This window comes from Streptomyces sp. ISL-100 (genome assembly GCF_018614615.1).
Lineage (GTDB): Bacteria > Actinomycetota > Actinomycetes > Streptomycetales > Streptomycetaceae > Streptomyces.
This window is the reverse complement of the sequence record NZ_JAGGOK010000002.1, coordinates 4,751-21,930: the sequence shown is the minus strand read 5'-3', so window position 1 is coordinate 21,930 and position 17,180 is coordinate 4,751. Positions and strand designations below refer to the sequence as shown.

The 17,180-nt window shown below is 70.3% G+C and carries 15 protein-coding genes; 5 read left to right on the top strand and 10 right to left on the bottom strand.

From position 1 onward, the window contains the following. Nucleotides 1-55 precede the first annotated feature (55 nt). Nucleotides 56-517, bottom strand: a complete 462-nt coding sequence (locus J7E89_RS00175) for an NUDIX domain-containing protein (protein WP_214966744.1) — start codon at nt 515-517, stop codon at nt 56-58. Between the two features lie 529 nt (nt 518-1,046). Between J7E89_RS00175 and J7E89_RS00170 the strand changes: the two genes are divergently transcribed. From J7E89_RS00170 to J7E89_RS00160, 3 genes are all read left to right on the top strand, one after another. Continuing rightward, nucleotides 1,047-1,190, top strand: a complete 144-nt coding sequence (locus tag J7E89_RS00170) for a DUF6228 family protein (RefSeq protein WP_214967146.1) — start codon at nt 1,047-1,049, stop codon at nt 1,188-1,190. 182 nt (nt 1,191-1,372) lie between these two features. Beyond that, nucleotides 1,373-2,920 carry an MFS transporter gene (locus J7E89_RS00165; RefSeq protein ID WP_214966741.1) on the top strand — a complete coding sequence of 516 codons (1,548 nt, stop codon included), beginning with the start codon at nt 1,373-1,375 and terminating at the stop codon, nt 2,918-2,920. A 243-nt stretch (nt 2,921-3,163) separates the two neighbouring features. Then, nucleotides 3,164-4,459, top strand: coding sequence for a sensor histidine kinase (locus J7E89_RS00160; RefSeq protein ID WP_214967109.1), 1,296 nt, complete (start codon nt 3,164-3,166; stop codon nt 4,457-4,459). 9 nt (nt 4,460-4,468) lie between these two features. Here J7E89_RS00160 and J7E89_RS00155 read toward each other — a convergent pair whose 3' ends face one another. Beyond that, nucleotides 4,469-5,080, bottom strand: coding sequence for a TetR/AcrR family transcriptional regulator (locus J7E89_RS00155; RefSeq protein WP_214967106.1), 612 nt, complete (start codon nt 5,078-5,080; stop codon nt 4,469-4,471). Nucleotides 5,081-5,234: 154 nt separating this feature from the next. On the opposite strand from J7E89_RS00155, the gene J7E89_RS00150 reads away from it, so the two are divergent. Next, the gene (locus J7E89_RS00150; RefSeq protein WP_214966739.1) at nt 5,235-6,626 is read left to right on the top strand and encodes a cytosine permease; all 1,392 of its coding nucleotides are present in this window, start codon (nt 5,235-5,237) and stop codon (nt 6,624-6,626) included. A gap of 181 nt (nt 6,627-6,807) precedes the next feature. On the opposite strand, the gene J7E89_RS00145 is transcribed toward J7E89_RS00150, so the two are convergent. From J7E89_RS00145 to J7E89_RS00110, 8 genes are read right to left on the bottom strand one after another with little or no spacing between them, the layout of a single operon-like run. After that, nucleotides 6,808-8,250: an FGGY-family carbohydrate kinase gene (locus J7E89_RS00145; protein ID WP_214967104.1), complete on the bottom strand. Its 1,443-nt coding sequence runs from the start codon at nt 8,248-8,250 to the stop codon at nt 6,808-6,810. Between the two features lie 16 nt (nt 8,251-8,266). Further along, nucleotides 8,267-9,280 carry a 2-hydroxyacid dehydrogenase gene (locus tag J7E89_RS00140; RefSeq protein ID WP_214966737.1) on the bottom strand — a complete coding sequence of 338 codons (1,014 nt, stop codon included), beginning with the start codon at nt 9,278-9,280 and terminating at the stop codon, nt 8,267-8,269. Continuing rightward, complete coding sequence (locus J7E89_RS00135) at nt 9,277-10,374, bottom strand: ABC transporter ATP-binding protein (protein ID WP_251059879.1); 1,098 nt, start codon at nt 10,372-10,374, stop codon at nt 9,277-9,279. The genes J7E89_RS00140 and J7E89_RS00135 overlap by 4 nt, the downstream gene beginning before the upstream one ends. Then, complete coding sequence (locus J7E89_RS00130) at nt 10,361-11,179, bottom strand: DeoR/GlpR family DNA-binding transcription regulator (protein WP_214966735.1); 819 nt, start codon at nt 11,177-11,179, stop codon at nt 10,361-10,363. Before J7E89_RS00130 ends, J7E89_RS00135 begins: the two co-directional genes overlap by 14 nt. Beyond that, nucleotides 11,176-12,315 carry an ABC transporter ATP-binding protein gene (locus J7E89_RS00125; protein ID WP_214966733.1) on the bottom strand — a complete coding sequence of 380 codons (1,140 nt, stop codon included), beginning with the start codon at nt 12,313-12,315 and terminating at the stop codon, nt 11,176-11,178. Before J7E89_RS00125 ends, J7E89_RS00130 begins: the two co-directional genes overlap by 4 nt. Continuing rightward, nucleotides 12,315-13,145: a carbohydrate ABC transporter permease gene (locus J7E89_RS00120; protein WP_214966731.1), complete on the bottom strand. Its 831-nt coding sequence runs from the start codon at nt 13,143-13,145 to the stop codon at nt 12,315-12,317. The genes J7E89_RS00125 and J7E89_RS00120 overlap by 1 nt, the downstream gene beginning before the upstream one ends. Further along, nucleotides 13,142-14,101 carry a carbohydrate ABC transporter permease gene (locus J7E89_RS00115; protein WP_251059878.1) on the bottom strand — a complete coding sequence of 320 codons (960 nt, stop codon included), beginning with the start codon at nt 14,099-14,101 and terminating at the stop codon, nt 13,142-13,144. Before J7E89_RS00115 ends, J7E89_RS00120 begins: the two co-directional genes overlap by 4 nt. Nucleotides 14,102-14,108: 7 nt before the next feature. Next, on the bottom strand, nt 14,109-15,527 hold the full coding sequence (locus J7E89_RS00110; protein WP_251059877.1) for a sugar ABC transporter substrate-binding protein: 1,419 nt from the start codon (nt 15,525-15,527) through the stop codon (nt 14,109-14,111). Between the two features lie 148 nt (nt 15,528-15,675). On the opposite strand from J7E89_RS00110, the gene J7E89_RS00105 reads away from it, so the two are divergent. Further along, nucleotides 15,676-17,133, top strand: coding sequence for an FGGY-family carbohydrate kinase (locus J7E89_RS00105; RefSeq protein WP_214966726.1), 1,458 nt, complete (start codon nt 15,676-15,678; stop codon nt 17,131-17,133). Nucleotides 17,134-17,180 lie beyond the last annotated feature (47 nt).

The following is a 17,180-nucleotide window of genomic DNA, read 5'->3' as shown; positions in this document are numbered from 1 at the left end:
AGCTCGGGCGGCGCGGACGGCTGGGGCTTGTCCTGCCGCTGCGGGGGGATGCTGCTCAACGCGGCCTCCTCGGGTGGGCGATGTTGGCGTACAACGAGCCGCCGACGACGAACTGGCGCAGGACGGCGGTTGAGTACGCGTGGCAGTCGGGCGGCGGATTGCCGGGCTCCGCCCACACGAGGGCCGTGTGTTTGTGAGGTTCCCGGTTGTACGGTTCGCCGAGCCAGCGCTGGGCGGTGAAGGCGAAGCAGATACGTCGCTCGTCTTCGGGGCCCAGGTAGTGGGCCGCGCCGCAGAATTCCGTGTCCGCCGGGTCGATTTCGACGCCGACCTCCTCGTGCGCCTCACGCCGTGCCCCGTCGTCGGCGAACTCGCCGCGCTCCAGGTGGCCCCCGACGATGCTGAGCAGCCCGCCGGCGTACTCGGTCTCGGCGCGGCGCACGAGCAGAACGCGGCCGTCCGCACGCTGGAGCAGGATGAGGACATCGACGACGCTCGTGTAGCGCGTCGCGGTCATGCGAGGGCGTCCGTCGCGTCAACCAAGCGCACGCGGCGGGTGAGCGCGGCGGGGCCGCACTCGAACGCAGGATGTCCGCCAACTACACGAACGGGAGCGGGTACGGGATACATGATTCCTCCTGGATCGCAGTGCACGCGGACTGGCGGTCGGACAACGCGCCTGATCAAAGGCGCGAAACGGGAGACGCCGGGCGAACTCTCGGCCAGAGATTCGATTCCGGCGTGCCAGCCGGTGCGCACCGGGACGCCCGGCTGTTATCCGGCGTTCGATCACCCGGAAGAGGGCCGCCACCCGATCAGGCGATTGCTTTGCAATCGGGAGCACGCGGCTTCTGTACGTCGTCCTGGCGGGCCCGGGGTTCCAGGGGCTCCGCGCCCCGCCCGGGACGCCGACGGGCTCCCGGACTTCGCAGATGCTTCCCCACGGCACCGCGCGCACCGCACCGACCCCTCTGACGTGTCCACCGCACCCGCGACTTGGCGTGTGGACCCATGACTCCCGAAGACGCGAACTCGGCCGGGAGTTGATGAACGACTGCTTGCACTGTGCCGCCGAGCTCTGGGCGCCCGGTCTGAGCGCTCGCGTCGACGAGGTGGTGGCATGGACCTGGGACGCGGATCTTTCGGCGTTCCTGGATGAGCTCGCCGCAGACTCCAGAGGCTGGGGCTGACCCCGCCCGGTGGCGTCGACGCGCTCCGGGATGCGGCGGCGACGTAAAAGACAAAAAGGGACATAAGGTCGCGCCGAGGGAATGGATGTGCGCATCGTTGTCTTGTTTGAGACACTGACGTCTCAGGCGAGACCGTGAGGTGTCACCTGGCACCCTCCGGCACGACCCTGAACAGGAACCCAATGCACCCCGCCCCCGCCCGGCCAGACACCCGGGCCCAGCTCGATCCCCGGCGCTGGGCCGTCCTCGCGATCCTCTCCGGCAGCCTGCTGCTGATCGCGATGGACACCACGATCCTCAACGTCGCCTTCCCCTCCCTCGTCGCCGATCTGCAGCCCAGCTCCGTGCAGCAGCTGTGGATCATCGACGTGTACGCGCTCGCGCTGTCCGGTGTGCTGGTCACCGCCGGTGCGCTCGGCGACCGCTGGGGACGCAAGCGCATCCTGCTCATCGGCTTCAGCGTCTTCGCGCTCGCCTCGCTGATCGCCGTCTTCGCCACCGCGCCGTGGCAGGTCATCGCCTCCCGCGCGCTGCTCGGCGTCGGCGGCGCGGCCATCATGCCGACGACCCTGTCGATCCTGCGGCATGTCTTCGTCGACGCCCGCGAGCGCGCCTTCGCGTACGCCGTCTGGGCCGCGGTCTTCGGCGGCGGCATGGCGCTCGGCCCGGTGGTGGGCGGTCTGCTCGTCGAGAAGAACGGCTGGCAGTCCGCGTTCCTGCTCAATGTGCCGGTCGCGCTGGCCGTCATCGCGTTCGGCCTGTGGCTGCTGCCCGAATCACGCCAGCCGCGCGAGGGACGCTGGGACTGGTGGGGCGTCGGGCAGTCGATCGTCGGCATGCTCGCCCTCGCGGGCGGCATCAAGCAGCTCGGCAAGGGCGGCCCCGCCGACCCGGTCGCCTGGGCGCTGCTGGTCGTGGCCGCGGTCGCGCTGACCGTGTTCGTACGCCGCCAGCTGAGGCTGAGCCAGCCGCTGTTGCAGGTACGGCTGTTCGCGAGCCGGTCGTTCAGCATCGCCGCCGCCGCGATCTTCCTCGGGATGATCGCGCTCGGTTCGGCGCTGTTCCTGATCACCCAGTGGTTCCAGTACGGCGAGGGCTACACGCCGCTGGAGGCCGGCATCCGGTTGCTTCCCGCGCCCCTCGGACTGGTCGTCACCTCGCTGGTGACGCCTGCCCTGATGCACCGGCTCCCGATCCGCCACGTCCTGGGCAGCGGGCTGCTGCTGATGACCGCGGGCCTCGCGCTGCCCTGGATCCTCCAGCAGACCGGCACCCTCGGCTACTCGTCGATAGCCTTCGCGCTGGCCGTACTCGGCTGCGGTGTGGGCATCGCGACCACGGTCGCCTCGGTGACCCTGATGGCCTCGGCCCCGGCGCACGACGTCAGTGGCGCCGCCGCCATCGAGGAGACGTGTTACGAGCTCGGCGCGGCGATGGGCGTGGCCATCCTGGGCAGCATCGCGTCCGCCCTCTACCGGGCGCACCTGCCCGAACTCGGCCTGGACGGCGCGGCGACGGCGTCCGTACGCGATTCCGTGGGCGAGGCCGCGCACCTGGCCGGACAGACCGGCGGTCCGGCAGGCGCCGCACTGCTCGAAAAGGTCTCCGCGGCCTTCACCGCCGGCATGACCCCGACCTTCCTCCTCGCCGCGGTGCTGCCGCTCGTGGCGGCGGCGCTGACGTGGGCGAAGATCCCCAAGGACCTCCGCCCGACGGAGAACGCGCACTGACGGACCTGCGGCCCCCTACCCGTAGTACTTGAGAGCTACGGGGAAGGTGGGCTCTGCGGCGGGACGCCGACCACAGGGCATGGTCCGTAGCTTCCGTACTGGAAGCACGAAAGTCATCCGGTACGGAAGGATCACGCTCCATGGCGTCCCGCCCACGCAGCAGCCCGCGCCGCGCCCTGTGCGAGGGGCGGCCCGCCCGAGAGCCGGCGGTGCTGCGTGCTTAGGGTGGATCTGGTGAAGAAGATGGACGGGCGCCGGCTCGTGGCCGCGCTGCGAGGGGTGCCGCGCGCCCTGCGCGAAGACCTGTGGACGGCCCCCGCCGATCCGCTGCCGCCCATGGGGTCGCCGGGCTGGCCGGTCTGGCGGCCGGTGTTCGGGGTGCTGCTCGTGCTGGTGGCGGCGGCCATCGCCGTGGTTCATGTGAGCGATCTGGTTTCGCCGGGCGCCGGCATTCCCGGGTACGTGGTGCTGCTCGCCGTGCTTCAGTCGGCGGTGCTCGTAGCGGGTATGTCCCGGCCCTTGTCGGCCTGGTGGGCCTCGACGGTCCTCATGGTCGTCACGGTGCGGATCTCCGAGCCCGTGATGAGCCAGGACACGCTGTTCCCGTGGTCCATCTCCGGGATCGCCCTGCAGAGCGGGGCGTTGTTCCTGCTCGCGCTGCGGGTCCGCCCCCGACGCGCGGCCGAAGCGCTGGCGATCAGTGTTCTGGCGGGAGTGGCCTGCACCGCCTTCACCACCCAGCCTCACAACCTCGACGTCGACCGCGCGGCCCCGGTGCTCATCGCCGCGGTGGTGGTCGGGGCGATGCTGCGCGGCCTTCGGGTAGCCCGCACCGAGCTGGGCGTCCAGGAGGAACTCACCGCCGAGGAACGGGCCCGGCGAACGCTCCTGGAGGAGCGCAACCGGATCGCCCGCGAGCTGCATGACGTCGTGGCCCACCACATGTCGGTCATCTCCATCCAGGCGCAGGTCGCCCCGCACCTGGTCGACAACCCCTCTGAGGAGCTGAACGAGAACCTCGCCGGCATACGGGAGAACGCCGTCCGGGCGCTCACCGAACTGAGGCGCGTGCTCGGCGTACTGCGCTCCGAGGATTCCCCGTCGCAAGAGGTACGGCATGCCCCGCAGCCGACGCTCGACCAGCTGGACGAGATGGTCGGCAATGTGCGGGGCGCCGGGCTCACGGTCACCACCCGGACCACCGGAGATCCGCACCCGCTGCCGCCCGGCGTCGAGTTGTCGGCGTTTCGAATCGTGCAGGAGGCGCTGAGCAACGTGATGCGGCACGCGCCGGGAGCGCGGGCGCGGGTGGAGATCGGGTACCACGCGGCCGCTCTCACCGTCCGGGTCACCAACACCGCGCCGGCCAGGCCGGCCGAGCCCTCTCGGGGCGCCGGCCACGGTCTGCTCGGCATGCGGGAACGCACCGCCATGCTGGGCGGTGAGTTCGCCAAGGGCCCCATCCCCGGCGGCGGTTACGAAGTATTCGCGACGCTTCCCCTGGAGGCCACGCCCTCGGTGCGCGCGGCCGGCTGCTGAGCTACTGAGCTACCGAGCTGTCCCGGGCGGGATCAGCCGGGCGGCCGCCGATCTCGCCGCCGTCAGGGCCCGGGGGCGGCCGCTGCCGCGCTGGCCCAGTACGACGCGCGTACTCAGGCCGTCGAGCAGCGCCAGCAGTTCGGAGGCGTGCGCCGGTATGTCCATCGGCGCGAAGCGTGAGCGTGCCACGCCCTTGGCGAGCAGCGCCTCCAGGTCCTCCTGCCAGGCCTGGTCCATCTCCTCCTGGGCCTGGCGCAGGGCTTCGTTCGCGGGCGTACGGGCCCAGAGCTCGATCCACAGCATCCAGCGCGGGTCGCGCGGTCCCCGCGGCAGATACAGCTCCAGGAACTGGTCGAGCTTGCGCTCCGCCGTCGTCCGCCGGGACAGCAGAACGCGGCGTTCCGCCGCCAGGTCGGTCTCACTCCAGCGCAGCGCCTCCAGCAGCAGCCGGTCCTTGCTGCCGAAGTAGTACAGGATGTGGCCGCCACTGGTGTCCAGCCGCTCGGCCAGCGCCGACATGGTGAGCGCGGCCAGGCCGTTCTCGGCGATCAGCGCCATGGCCTCTTCGAGCATCCGCTCCTGGGCGATGTGCCCGTCCCGCCGTCGCGCCGCTCCTGCCACCGGTTTCGCCTCCACCGCTTCCACCGTTCGTACCCGATGTGACGACCTTAGCCGCGGATTCACGCCGGGGTCTTGACGGGTGGGGGACCGGCACCGCATCTTGAATGCCGTTCTAACTCTTAGAACGGCATTCAAGGTCTGGCTGGGGAGTGGCATGGCAACGCACACGGCGGAGCGGCAACCAAAGAGCGACGAGGTCTTCCACGTCGAGACCCATGGCATCGATCCCATCCCCGACGACGAGCGGCACGGCAGCGCCAAGGACCTCTTCTGGCTCTGGTTCGGCTCGAACCTCACCTTCACCTACGTCATCAACGGCGCGCTCGCGGTCGCCTTCGGCCTGTCGTTCTGGCAGGCGACCGCCGTCGTGGTCGTCGGCGGCCTGGCCTTCTTCGTCATCAGCGCCGCAGGCCTCAGCGGCATCCGTACCGGAACCGCCACCCTCGTGATCTCCCGCGCCGCCTTCGGTACACGCGGCAACTGGCCCGCCGGAGTGCTCAACTGGATCGTCAGCATCGGCTACACCATCGTCAACACGGTGGTCGGCACCCTCGCGCTGGAAGTCTTCTTCGCCGAAATCGGCTGGCAGGGCGGCAACACCGCCCGCGCCCTCGCCCTCCTGATCACCCTCACCCTGACCTTCGCGGTCGCCATGTGGGGTCACGCCACCGTGCAGTTCGCCGAACGCTGGATGGCGTACGCCCTGGCCGCAGGCTTCGCCGCACTGCTCGTCTTCGTCCTGCCCGGCGCGGACACCACCGTCCCCGCCGTCGGACCGGGCGCGGCCGGCTGGAGCCTCGCCTTCGTCGTCATGCTGTCCAGCCCCTTCTCGTACGTGCCGATGCCCGCCGACTACACCCGCTACCTCCCCAGGACCACGACGCTGCGCTCGATCACCTGGAGCGGAGCCCTCGGCGGATTCCTCTCCTCGGTCGCGCTCGGTGTCGCCGGAGTCGCGGCCGCCACCCAGACCGACATGACCGACGCCGTGGCGGGCACCGAGAAGCTCCTGCCCGGCTGGTTCCAGCCGGTCTTCCTGGCCCTGGTCCTCCTCGGCTCCGTCACCAACTCGATCATCACGCTCTACTCCTCCAGCCTGAACCTCCAGGTGCTCGGCATCCCCTGGAGCCGGTCGAGGGCCATCCTCATCAGCGCCGCCGTCACCGCCGTCGGCTCCCTCTGGGCCCTCTTCTTCGCCGACTTCACCGAGTCGCTGCTGTCCTTCCTCTCCCTGCTGATCATCGTCTTCGCCCCGTGGAGCGGTGTCTTCCTCACCGACATGGTGCTGCGCCGCTGCCGTTACGACGCCGAGGCCCTGCACGCCGGACCGGGCGGCGCGTACTGGTACCGGGCGGGCTACCACCCGGCGGGCATGGCCGCCCTCGTCACCGGCATCGTCTTCGCCGGCCTCACCTGCGACTCGGAGCTGTGGACCGGCCCCCTGGTCGCGCCGCTCGGCGGCGCCGACCTCACCCTCCTCGGCTCCGTCGTCTCCGCACTCACCTACTGGGCGCTGACCGCCCGTACGCCCGCCCGCACCGCCTGACCGCGCCCGACGCCGCCTGACGAGTCACGGTGCCGGGAGGGGACGTGTCGGGGCGCTCCCCGCAGGGCGTTGAACGCAACCGGCCCGAAGAGATCCCAGCGCCTCGGTGTTCGACGTCCGAGGAGACGCCCCGGCGCGGCACCGACCCCGCAGCGCCGGGCCACCGGCACCCCCGAGAAGCTCAGCCTGGGGTGCCGGCACGGCCCCGCGCTCGGGTTCGGGCTTCCGCCAAGTGCGCCAGGTGCTTCGCGTAGCCCAGCGTGTAGTGCTCCGCCCGCCCCGGGTCCGGCTCGGCCACCGTCGTCGGGCGGGTCCATGACGCCACGTCCAGCTCCACCCCGTACCGCTCCGCCGCCGCCAGCACCGCGCCCCGCGCGCCCACCTCGCCCTCGACCACGCGCAACGGCCGGCCCAGTACGTCGGCGAACAGCCGCAGCCAGGCCGGGGAGCGCGTCCCGCCCCCGCAGACCGCCAGATCACCCGTGAGGCCCGCCGCCTCCAGGCAGTGCCGGGCGGCGAAGGCGATGCCCTCGCACGTCGCCCGTACCAGGTCGCCCTTCGTCGTCTCCAGTGATACGCCGGTCATCTCCGCCCGCAGCCGCGGCTCGACGAACGGGGCGCGCTCGCCCGACGGCGCGAAGTAGGGCAGCACCTGCACCCCGTTCGCCCCCGGCGGCGTCGCGTCCAGGAGCGCGTCCACCTCCTCGTGCCGTACGCCCGCCGTCTTCAGCACCCAGTCCAGCGCCGCAGTGCCGACCATCGCCGGCATGGCGCGCAGCCACTGCCCCTGGCGGTCGGTGGAGATGTAGAGCCCGGCCGGCTCGCCCGCCTCCAGGTCGAGGACATCCGTCGCGACCAGCGACGCCAGGCACGTGCCGATGATGAGCAGCCCGTCCCCCGGCCGCGTCACCCCCGCGCCGAGCGCGCACGCGGGCAGGTCGTACGGCCCGTTGGCGATCCGCGTACCGCCCGGCAGGCCCGCGCCGCGCGTCTCGCCGACCGCGACCGGGTCACTGACCGGGGCGAGCAGGCGGCGCCGGTGGCCGAGGCCCAGCAGGGCCAGGGACTCGTCGTCGTACGTCCGTGTCCGCGGATCCAGGAAGGGCATGGACGCGTCCGAGACGTCCGTCGCCCGGACCCCCGTCAGGCGCTGGAAGACCATGTCCTTGCAGTACAGGGCGGTGGCAGCCGCATCCAGCGCCTTCGGCTCGTGCCGGTCCAGCCATGCCAGAACCGGCCCCGGACACCCCGGGAACATCGCGCTGCCGGTGCGCCGGAACACGGAGGTGAAGACGTCCGAAGCCATCCACGCGTCGAGGAGTTCGTGCGCCCGGCCGTCCATCCAGGAGATCGCGGGCCGCACCGGGCGCCCCTCCGCGTCCACCAGCCACACCCCGTCGCCCTGCCCCGTCAGCCCGGCCAGGGAAACAGGGCTGTCCAGCCCCGATGTCAGCGTCGTCAGGACGTCCACGACCGCCCCGTACACCTCGTCCATGTCCTGCTCGACGCAGCCGTCGCGGATGTCGAGCCCGACCGGGCGGGACTCGACCGCGACCTCCCGCCCGGACGCGTCGAAGGCCGCCGCCTTCACCATGGACGTGCCCACATCGATACCGACGTACAACATTCCTCAGGACTCCTCAGGTCAGGCTGTGCGCCAGTGGTGTTCCAGCGGCGTACCTCGCCACCTCGGCCGCCGCGATCCGCGCCGCCTTCTCGGCCACCTGGCGGCTCGCCCCGCCCAGATGCGGCGTCATCACGACCCCGGGTACGCCCCGCAACCGCGCACCGGCAGGCAGCGGCTCCTGCTCGTACGTGTCGAGGGCGGCGGCCGCCAGCTGCCCGCTCTCCAGCGCGTCGCACAGCGCGTCCGTCTCGACGAGCGGCCCCCGCGCCACATTGACCAGCACGGAAGCGCGCGGCAGCAGGCTCAGTTCCCGCGCGCCGATCAGACCCCGCGTCTCGTCCGTGAGGCGCGCGTGCAGGGTGACGACCCGCGACCTGGACAGCAGCGCGTCCAGCGAGGCGACCCGTACGCCGTGCACATCACCGCGCACGTACGGGTCGTACACCTCCACCTCCGCACCGAACGCGCACAGCACCCGCGCCACCCGGCTGCCGACAGCTCCGTAGCCGATCAGCCCGACGCGCATGTCCTCCAGCTCCGGACCGCACCGGTCGTAGGTGAAGTACGAGCCGTCCCATACGCCCCGCCGCGCCAGCGAGTCGTGGGCGTCCGGGATGCGGCGCATCGCGGCCAGCATCATCCCAATCGTGAACTCGGCGGTGGCCGCCGCATTGCGGCCCGGCGCGAAGCACACCTGCACGCCGCGCGCCCGCGCCGCCTCCACGTTGACGTTGACCGGGCCGCCGCGGCAGACGACGACGAGCCGCAGCGCGGGGGAGGCCTCCAGCACGCGCTCAGTGAACGGCGCCATCTGCGTCACGCACACCTCGACGTCCCGCAGCGCCTCGATCAGCTCGTCCTCGCAGTCGCTGGCCTCGTCGACCTCGGCGACTTTCGTGAACGGTTCGAGCGGCCAGGGGAGGGTCAGTTCGGTCAGTTCGAAGGGTGATGCGGTGACGGCGGCCTCTACGGCATCCCCGATCAGTGAGTTGAGAACGAAGTGGTCACCGGCTGCCAGGATTTTCATCGCAGAGCCTCCCCTGTCTCGGCATCGAATACATGAGTGAGCTGCGGGTCCGCGGTCACCCGCACGGTTTCGTCCCGGCTGAGGCGCACCTCGGGACCGGTTTGTACGACGAGGGGCTTGGCCACTCCGTCGAGTGCGAGCGTGGCGATGCCGGCCTCCAGGAGCGGCTCGTGTGCGCTCACACGCGCCCGTAACCCGTGGTCGCCCTCGCCCGACGCCAGCCCCAGATCCTCCGGCCTGATCCCCAGCACCACCTCCCGCCCCACCCCCACCCCCAGCCGCACCGGAACAGCCAGCCGCACGCTGTCCGAGAGCCGCACCCGGCCGTCGGCTTCGGCCACTCCCGGCAGGAGGTTGATCGCGGGCTCCCCGACGAAGTCGGCCACGAAGAGATTCGCCGGGCTGTCGTAGATCTCGTACGGCGTGCCGAGCTGCTGGATGACGCCGTCCTTCATCACGGCGATACGGTCGGCGAGCGACAGCGCCTCCTCCTGGTCGTGCGTGACCAGGATGGTGGTGTGCCCCAAGTCCTGCTGGATACGTTTCAGTTCGCGCCGGGTCGTGTCGCGTTGCGCCGCGTCCAGGTGTGAGAGCGGCTCGTCGAGCAGCAGTACGTCCGGCTCGCGGATCAGCGCCCGCGCCAGCGCCACCCGCTGCTTCTGGCCGCTGGAGAGCCCGCCCGGCCGCGCGTCGAGCAGCTCCCTCAGGCCGATCCGCTCGGCCATGTCCCGTACGCGCGACGCCACTTCCCTGCGCGGCCTGCCCCGCGCCGCCAGCCCGAACCCGAGGTTGTCGGCGACGGTGAGCGGCGGATAGAGCGCGTAGTTCTCGAAGGCGACGCCGATATTGCGCTGCTGGGCTGGAACCTTCACCACCGAGTCGCCGCCGACGAGAATGTCGCCGCCGGTCACCGCCTCCAGGCCGGCGATCATCCGCAGGGTGGTGGATTTGCCGCAGCCGGAGGGGCCGAGCAGGCCCAGCAGCTCACCGGAGCGCAGCTCCAGGTCGATGCCGCGTACGGCCTCCACCGGGGGGCGGCCCCGCGACGCGTAGGTCTTGCGCAGCTCGCGCAGCGCCAGCTCAGTCATCGCCATCGACTCCCCTCGCCGTCGGACACACCTCGTACGGGACCTTGTGCTCGTCGAGGTCGCGCAGCAGCTCCGCCGACGCCCCGTCGTCGACCAGCACCAGGTCGAAACGGGAGAGCGGGGCGAGCCGGTGGAGGGCGACGCGACCGAGCTTGGAGTGGTCGAGCAGCAGCACGTTCTTCGCGGCGGAGTCGAGCATGGCCCGCTTGACGGAGACGATGTGCTGCTCCTGGTGGTAGGCGAAACCGCCGGAGACGGCGGACGTCGACGTGAAGCAGATGTCGACCTGGAGGAGCTGGACGGCTTCCATGCAGGAGACGCCCAGGAAGGACGAGTGGAGGGGATCGTAGTCGCCGCCGAGCGCCATCAGGTGGATGCCGCGCTCGCTCGACAGCAGAGTCAGCGCTTCGAGGAAGTTGGTGACCACGGTCAGCGGAGTGATGGAGCTCGAACCGAGCCGGCGCGCTATCTCCAGGGTGGAGGTCGAGTCGTCGAGCATCACCGCCATGCCGGGCTCGATAAGCTTCAGCGCGTGCTCGGCGACGGCGGCCTTCTCCGCGCGCATCGTCTTCAGCCGGTACGCGACGTTCGACTCGAAGACGCCGGAGGGCTGGGCGGTGACCCCGCCCCTGAACTTCCGCACCAGCCCCTGGCGTTCCAGTTCGTCGAGGTCCCGGTGGATGGTCATCAGGCTGACGTCGAAGCGCTCGGCCAGCTCGGCGGCGGTGGCCGAGCCCGCCGCGAGTACCCGCTCGGCGATGGCCGCCTGGCGGGGTGCGGGGCCGCGCTCCCGCTGGTCGCCGCCGCTCATGCGCCGATCCTCCGTCCCGGCAGGTCCGGCCCGTCGGCCTCGAACAGCAGCAGGCTCTCCGGCCGTACGCTCAGCCTCACCGGCGCGTCGGGCCGCAGCCCGGCGGCGTCCGCGCGCGGCACGACCAGCGAGAGGTGCTGCCCGCCGAGCCGTACGGTGACCTCGGTGGCGCGCCCCAGGACTTCGGTGATGTAGACGGTGCCCGTGAGCTCGATGCTGCCGGGTCCGAGGGCGGAGGAGCCCAGCGACAGGTCGCGCGGCCTGACCCCGATCTGCACGGCGGTGCCGGGTACGGCGGACCGTACCGCGTCTGAAGTCACCGAAGTCAGCGGAATCTCGAAGAAGCGGTCGGCGGACAGGAAGGTGCCGTGGCCGGTGACGGTCCCCGGCAGCAGATTGATGCGGGGCCTGCCGAAGGAGCGGGCGACGAAGGTGTCGGACGGCTGGTGCCAGATCTCCTCGCGGGTGCCTGTCTGGACGATCCTGCCCTCTCGGATCACGCCGATACGGTCGCCGAGCGCCAGCGCCTCCACCGAGTCGTGCGTGACGTACAGGGTCGTGGTGCGCTGGACCGCGCCGATCGCCTTCAGCTCGGCGCGCATCGCCTGGCGGAGCTTGGCGTCGAGGTGGGACAGCGGCTCGTCGAGCAGGAACGCGCGGGCGGGGCGCACCAGGACGCGGCCGAGCGCGACGCGCTGGCGCTGCCCGTTGGACAGCCGGCCCACTGGGCGGTCCAGGAGCGCCCCGATGCCGAGGAGGTCGGCGATGGCGCCGATGCGCTCGCGCGCCTGGGTGGCGGGCAGCTTGTAGCGGGGGGAGCGGAGTGGGGACGCGAGATTGTCGTACGCGCTGCGGTGCGGGTAGAGGGCGTACGACTCGAAGCACATCGCGACGCCCCGGTCGTACGGCTCGACGCCCGTCATGTCGGCGCCGTCGAGCGAGACCGTCCCCGACTGGGGCTCCTCCAGCCCGGCGACCGTCTTCAGCGTCGTGGTCTTCCCGGCGCCGGACGGGCCGAGCAGGCAGAAGAACTCCCCCTCCCCGACGTCGAGATCGAGTCCGTCGAGGGCCTTGTTCTTGCCGTACGACTTATGAATCCCGCGCAGCGAGATGGCAGCGGTCGGAGCAGACGGCATCAGGACTTCACCGCCCCGAAGGAGAGTCCGCGCACCAGATACCTCTGGATGGTGAGCGCCAGCAGCAGCGGCGGGATCACCGAGACCAGCGCCGCCGCAGCCGTCAGGTTGTACTTGGGGCGGTCGCCGCCGAGGAAGGACAGCGCGCCGACCGTCACCGTCTGGGCTTCGGACGACGTCAGGATCAGCGGGAAGACGAAGTTGTTCCAGGCGAAGATGAAGGCGAGCAGCGAGACGGCGGCGATGCCCGGCTTGACCAGCGGCAGCGCGACCTTGAAGAAGGCCTGTTTCCTCGTGTAGCCGTCGAGCAGCGCGGCCTGTTCCAGCTCCGGCGAGAGGTCGGAGAAGTACGAGCGCATGATCCAGACGATCAGCGGCAGCGTGACGAGCTGGAGCACCCAGATCATGCCGACGTACGTGTCGAAGAGCCCGAGCTGCTGGTAGAGCACGAACAGCGGGATGATCACCGTGAGTTCGGGCGCGAACCGGAAGGAGAGCAGCGTGAACATCAGGTTCTCCGAGCCCCGGAACCGCCACCGGGCCGCCGCGTAGGCGGCAGGCAGCCCGATCACCAGCGACAGCCCCACAGCCCCCAGCGACACCACGAGACTGTTGACGAAGAACCGCAGGAACGGCACGCCCTCGTCGTTCCCGGCCCCGAGCACCGTCTTGTACGAGTCGAAGGTGGGCGTGAACGAGAAGTACGTACTGAACAGCTCGTTCGCCGGCTTCAGCGACAGAATGATCATCCAGGCGATGGGAAAGAGCGCGAAGACGAAGTACAGAATCAGCGCTCCGTCGGCGGCGACAGCAAGCAGCTTGCGCTTCACTTGGGCACCTCCGCCGCCCGGTTCTGGATCTTGCCGAGATAGCGCACCAGCACCATCGTCACCAGGTACACCACCGCCCACAGCACGATCATGTAGCTGATCCCGAACGAGTACCGCTGGAAGCGGATCGCCTCCAGGTACGCCCGGATCTGGAGCACCACGGTCGAGTCACCTGGCCCGCCCTCCGTCAGGGCGTAGATGATGTCGAAGACCTTCAGCGAGTCCATGAACCGGAAGATCACCGCCACCAGGACGTACGGCCACAGCATCGGCAGCGTCAGCTTCCGGAACGTGAACCACCAGCCGGCCCCGTCCACCGCCGCCGCCTCGAACGGCGACGCGGGCAGCGACCGCAGCCCCGCCAGCGCCAGGATCGCCACGAACGGCGTGTAGACCCACACGTCCACGGCAATCGACGAAAGCAGCGCGCCGGTAGGGGTGTCCGTCCACTGAACACCCCCCATCCCGAAAGGTTTCAGCAGATAGTTGATGACCCCGACGCTCGGCTGCAGCATCAGCTTCCACATGATCGCGGCGATCACGGGCGCGATCATCAGCGGCAGGATGAGGATCTTCTCCAGTACGCGCCCGACGGCCGTAGCGCGGTGCAGCAGCAGCGCCACTCCCACCCCCAGGACCGTCTCGACGGCCGCCGCCCCCACCGCGTACAGCACCGTCACCCACGCCGAATCCCAGAACGACGACTCGCTGAAAATCCGCCGGTAGTTCTCCAGCCCGACCATGTCCGGCTGCGGCTTGCTCGCCGCGAAGTCGAAGAGCGTGTAGTACAGCCCGAGCCCGAAGGGGTAGAGGATCCCGCCGGTGAGCAGCAGAGCGGGCACGATCAGCAGATACGGCCGCAGCCCACGCCGCCAGCGCGGTACCACGCGCGCCGACGGCCCACCTCCCTCGCGTGAGGCCGCCCCGTGGTCGGTCTCGGTGAGGGACGACGACATCGAGCCGTCACCCGACCTTCGAAGCCAGGTCGCTCGCCAGCCCGTTCAGCACCGACTTGGCGTTCTTGCCGCCGTAGATCTCCTGGAGTGAGGCCGCCCAGCTCGTCGTCGCGTCGAAGAACTGCTCCTGCGGCGTGAACTGGATCTTCGTCTGGTCGACGACCGTCTCGAAGGTCTCGATGAAGCCTTCAAGCCCCTTCATCTTGTCCTTGTACGCCGCGTCCTGACTGACGGACTTGCGCACCGGGTCGATGTGGTTGCCCTCGATCGCCGCCTTGCGCAGATGCTCCTTGCCGGTCGCCCACTGCAGGAACAGCCACGCCGCGTGCTTGTTCTTGCTCTTGGCGTTCATGCCGAGCGACCAGATCCACATGTTCGTGGCGAGCGAGCCGTCCGGCCCCTTCGGCCCCGGATGGAAGGCGATCTTCCCGGAGGCGGGCGACGCGCCCTTCACCGCCTGGAAGTACGCCGCCGTATCGGCGTCGAAGAGCATCCCGGCCTTCTTCGCGCCGAGGTCGCTGGAGCACTGGTACCAGGTGTACGAGGTCCAGGACGGCGGCCCGCCCTTCCTCACCATCTCGGCCCAGTCCTGGGTGAAGGCGACGGCTTCGGGCGTATTCATGGCGGGCTTGACCTGCCCGCCGTCAACCGTGAAGTCCTTGAGCCCGTACCGCGAGTACATGGTCATGAAGCCGGGATGGATCGTCGCCCAGCTCCGCGACCCGCGCACCGCGACGCCGTACATCCCGTCGAAGCCCGCACCCGGCGCCTTGCGCTTGATGGCGCCGGATATCTCGCGCAGCTCGTCGAAGGTCTCGGCGGGCTTGAGCCCGAGCTTCTTGAAGACCTCGGTGTTGTACGCCACGACGTTCGTTTCCCACCCCCAAGGCAGCGCGTACTGCCCGCCCTGCCCGAGCGGCGCACCGGCTTTGAGCGACCACTGGTCGGCCTGAAGCAGATTGGGGAAGAAGTCCCCTTGGTCCCACTCCCCACCGGTCGCCGAGGAGTTGCTCATCCATGGCCCCAGGTCCTCCAGCCATCCGGGCGGCCCGTACTGCCAGACCATGTAGGCACCGAGCATGAAGATGTCGTAAGACGCACGCCCGCTGGACAGATCGACAGTGAGCTTGTCGAAGTAGTTGTCCTCGGGAAAGACGTCGTACTCGACTTTGATGCCGGTCTTCTCGGTGAAGGACTTGAGATCGGCGATCAGCGCATCCGTGTACGGGTGCTTGTTGAGCAGCGCCTTGACGGTTTTCCCCTTCGCCTTCTTCCAGTCGAAGGAGCCGGTGACGTCGTCGGCGGCAGAACCGCCGCCCTTCGTGTTCTCGTCGCCGCCGAAGCCGGCGCCGCAGGCGCTCAGCAGCGGGGTGGCGGAAGCAGCCGCCGTGAGGGCGAGGAACCGCCGCCGGTCATGTACGCGCATGTCCATCCCGACCTCCGCTAACACGTGCAGTCGACTGGTTAACAGAGCTTGGAACAGCGGAAGTTGGGCGTCAATCCCTCGCGCAACGGAAAATCTCGGTGCACAGTGAGAACTTCACAGACGGCGCCGATATGCGCGGGAGGATCGTGTGCGGTCCGACGAGTCCCACGACGACACAGCTTGGCTCGGCATCGACCTCGGTACGCAGAGCGTCCGGGCGGTGGTAGCGACCACCCGCGGACACCTGCTGGGCAGCGGCTCGGCCCCACTGACCGGCCGGCGCACCGGCGTGCGCCACGAACAGGACCCCGCCGACTGGTGGTCCGCCGTCTGCGCCGCGACCCGGGCCGCGCTCACGGGCGTACAGGCGCGCAGACTCCGCGCGCTGGCGGTGTGCTCGACCTCGGGCACGGTCCTGCTCACCCACGCGTACGGCAGCCCGCTCACCCCCGGCCTGATGTACGACGACGGACGCGCCGCACCCGAGGCGGACGAGGCGGGAGTGCCGCCGAGCTGGGGCCTGCCGAAGGCGCTCTGGCTGGCCCGGCGGCGTAACGGAACGACCGTCCGGCTGTCCCACCAGGCCGACACGGTGACCGCCCGGCTGACCGGCGGGCCGGTCGCCACCGACTCCAGCCATGCCCTGAAGACCGGCTACGACCTGGAACGCGACACCTGGCCGGAGGAGGCTCTGGCCCAACTCGGCCTGTCCGTCGACCTCTTCCCAGAAGTCGTACGCCCCGGAACCTGCCTGGGCAAGGTCACCGAAGCGGCATCGACCGAGACCGGCATCCCCGCCGGGACCCTGGTCATCGCCGGCATGACGGACGGCTGCGCCGCGCAGATCGCCTCGGGCGCCTTACGCCCCGGCTCCTGGAACTCCGTACTCGGCACCACGCTGGTCCTCAAGGGCGTCTCGACCGTCCCCGTCCGCGACAGCACAGGCATCGTCTACAACCACCGCTCCCCGGACGGCAACTGGCTCCCCGGCGGCGCGTCCAGCGTCGGCGCGGGCGCACTGACCACGGCCTTCCCGGGCGCGGACCCGGCCCGCCTGGACCGCCTGGCCGCCCACCACGAGCCGTCGGTCGCTCTCGCCTACCCCCTGACCTCACGCGGCGAGCGCTTCCCGTTCCGGGCCCCCGACGCCACTGCCTTCGTCCTCAACGGCGGTACGTCGGAGGGTGACCGGTGGGCGGCGATGCTCCAGGGGATCGGCTACGCGGAACGCCTGTGCCTGGACTACCTGAACTACCTGGGCGCGCCGGTCGAGGGCCCTCTGACCTTCACGGGCGGCGCGGCCCGCAGCCCGTACTGGAACCAACTCCGCGCCGACATCCTGGGCCGCCCGGCCCGAATCCCCGAACAGACGGAACCAGCACTGGGCATGGCGATCCTGGCGGCGCACGGAGCGGGGGAGGGGGCAGGCCCGGGCCTGGCTGACACGGCGGAAGCCATGGTCCGCATCCGCGAGACTCTGCACCCCCGCCCGGACCGCACGGCGGCCTTCGCGGCCCCGTACGCCCGGCTGATCACCGAACTGACCGACCGATCCTGGCTGCCACCCCCCGTGGCAGCACACGCCCTAACCCACCTGCCCCCCTGACCCTGCGGGCCTTTTCCCCCACCCCGCCCTTCCCGCAGTGACACTTT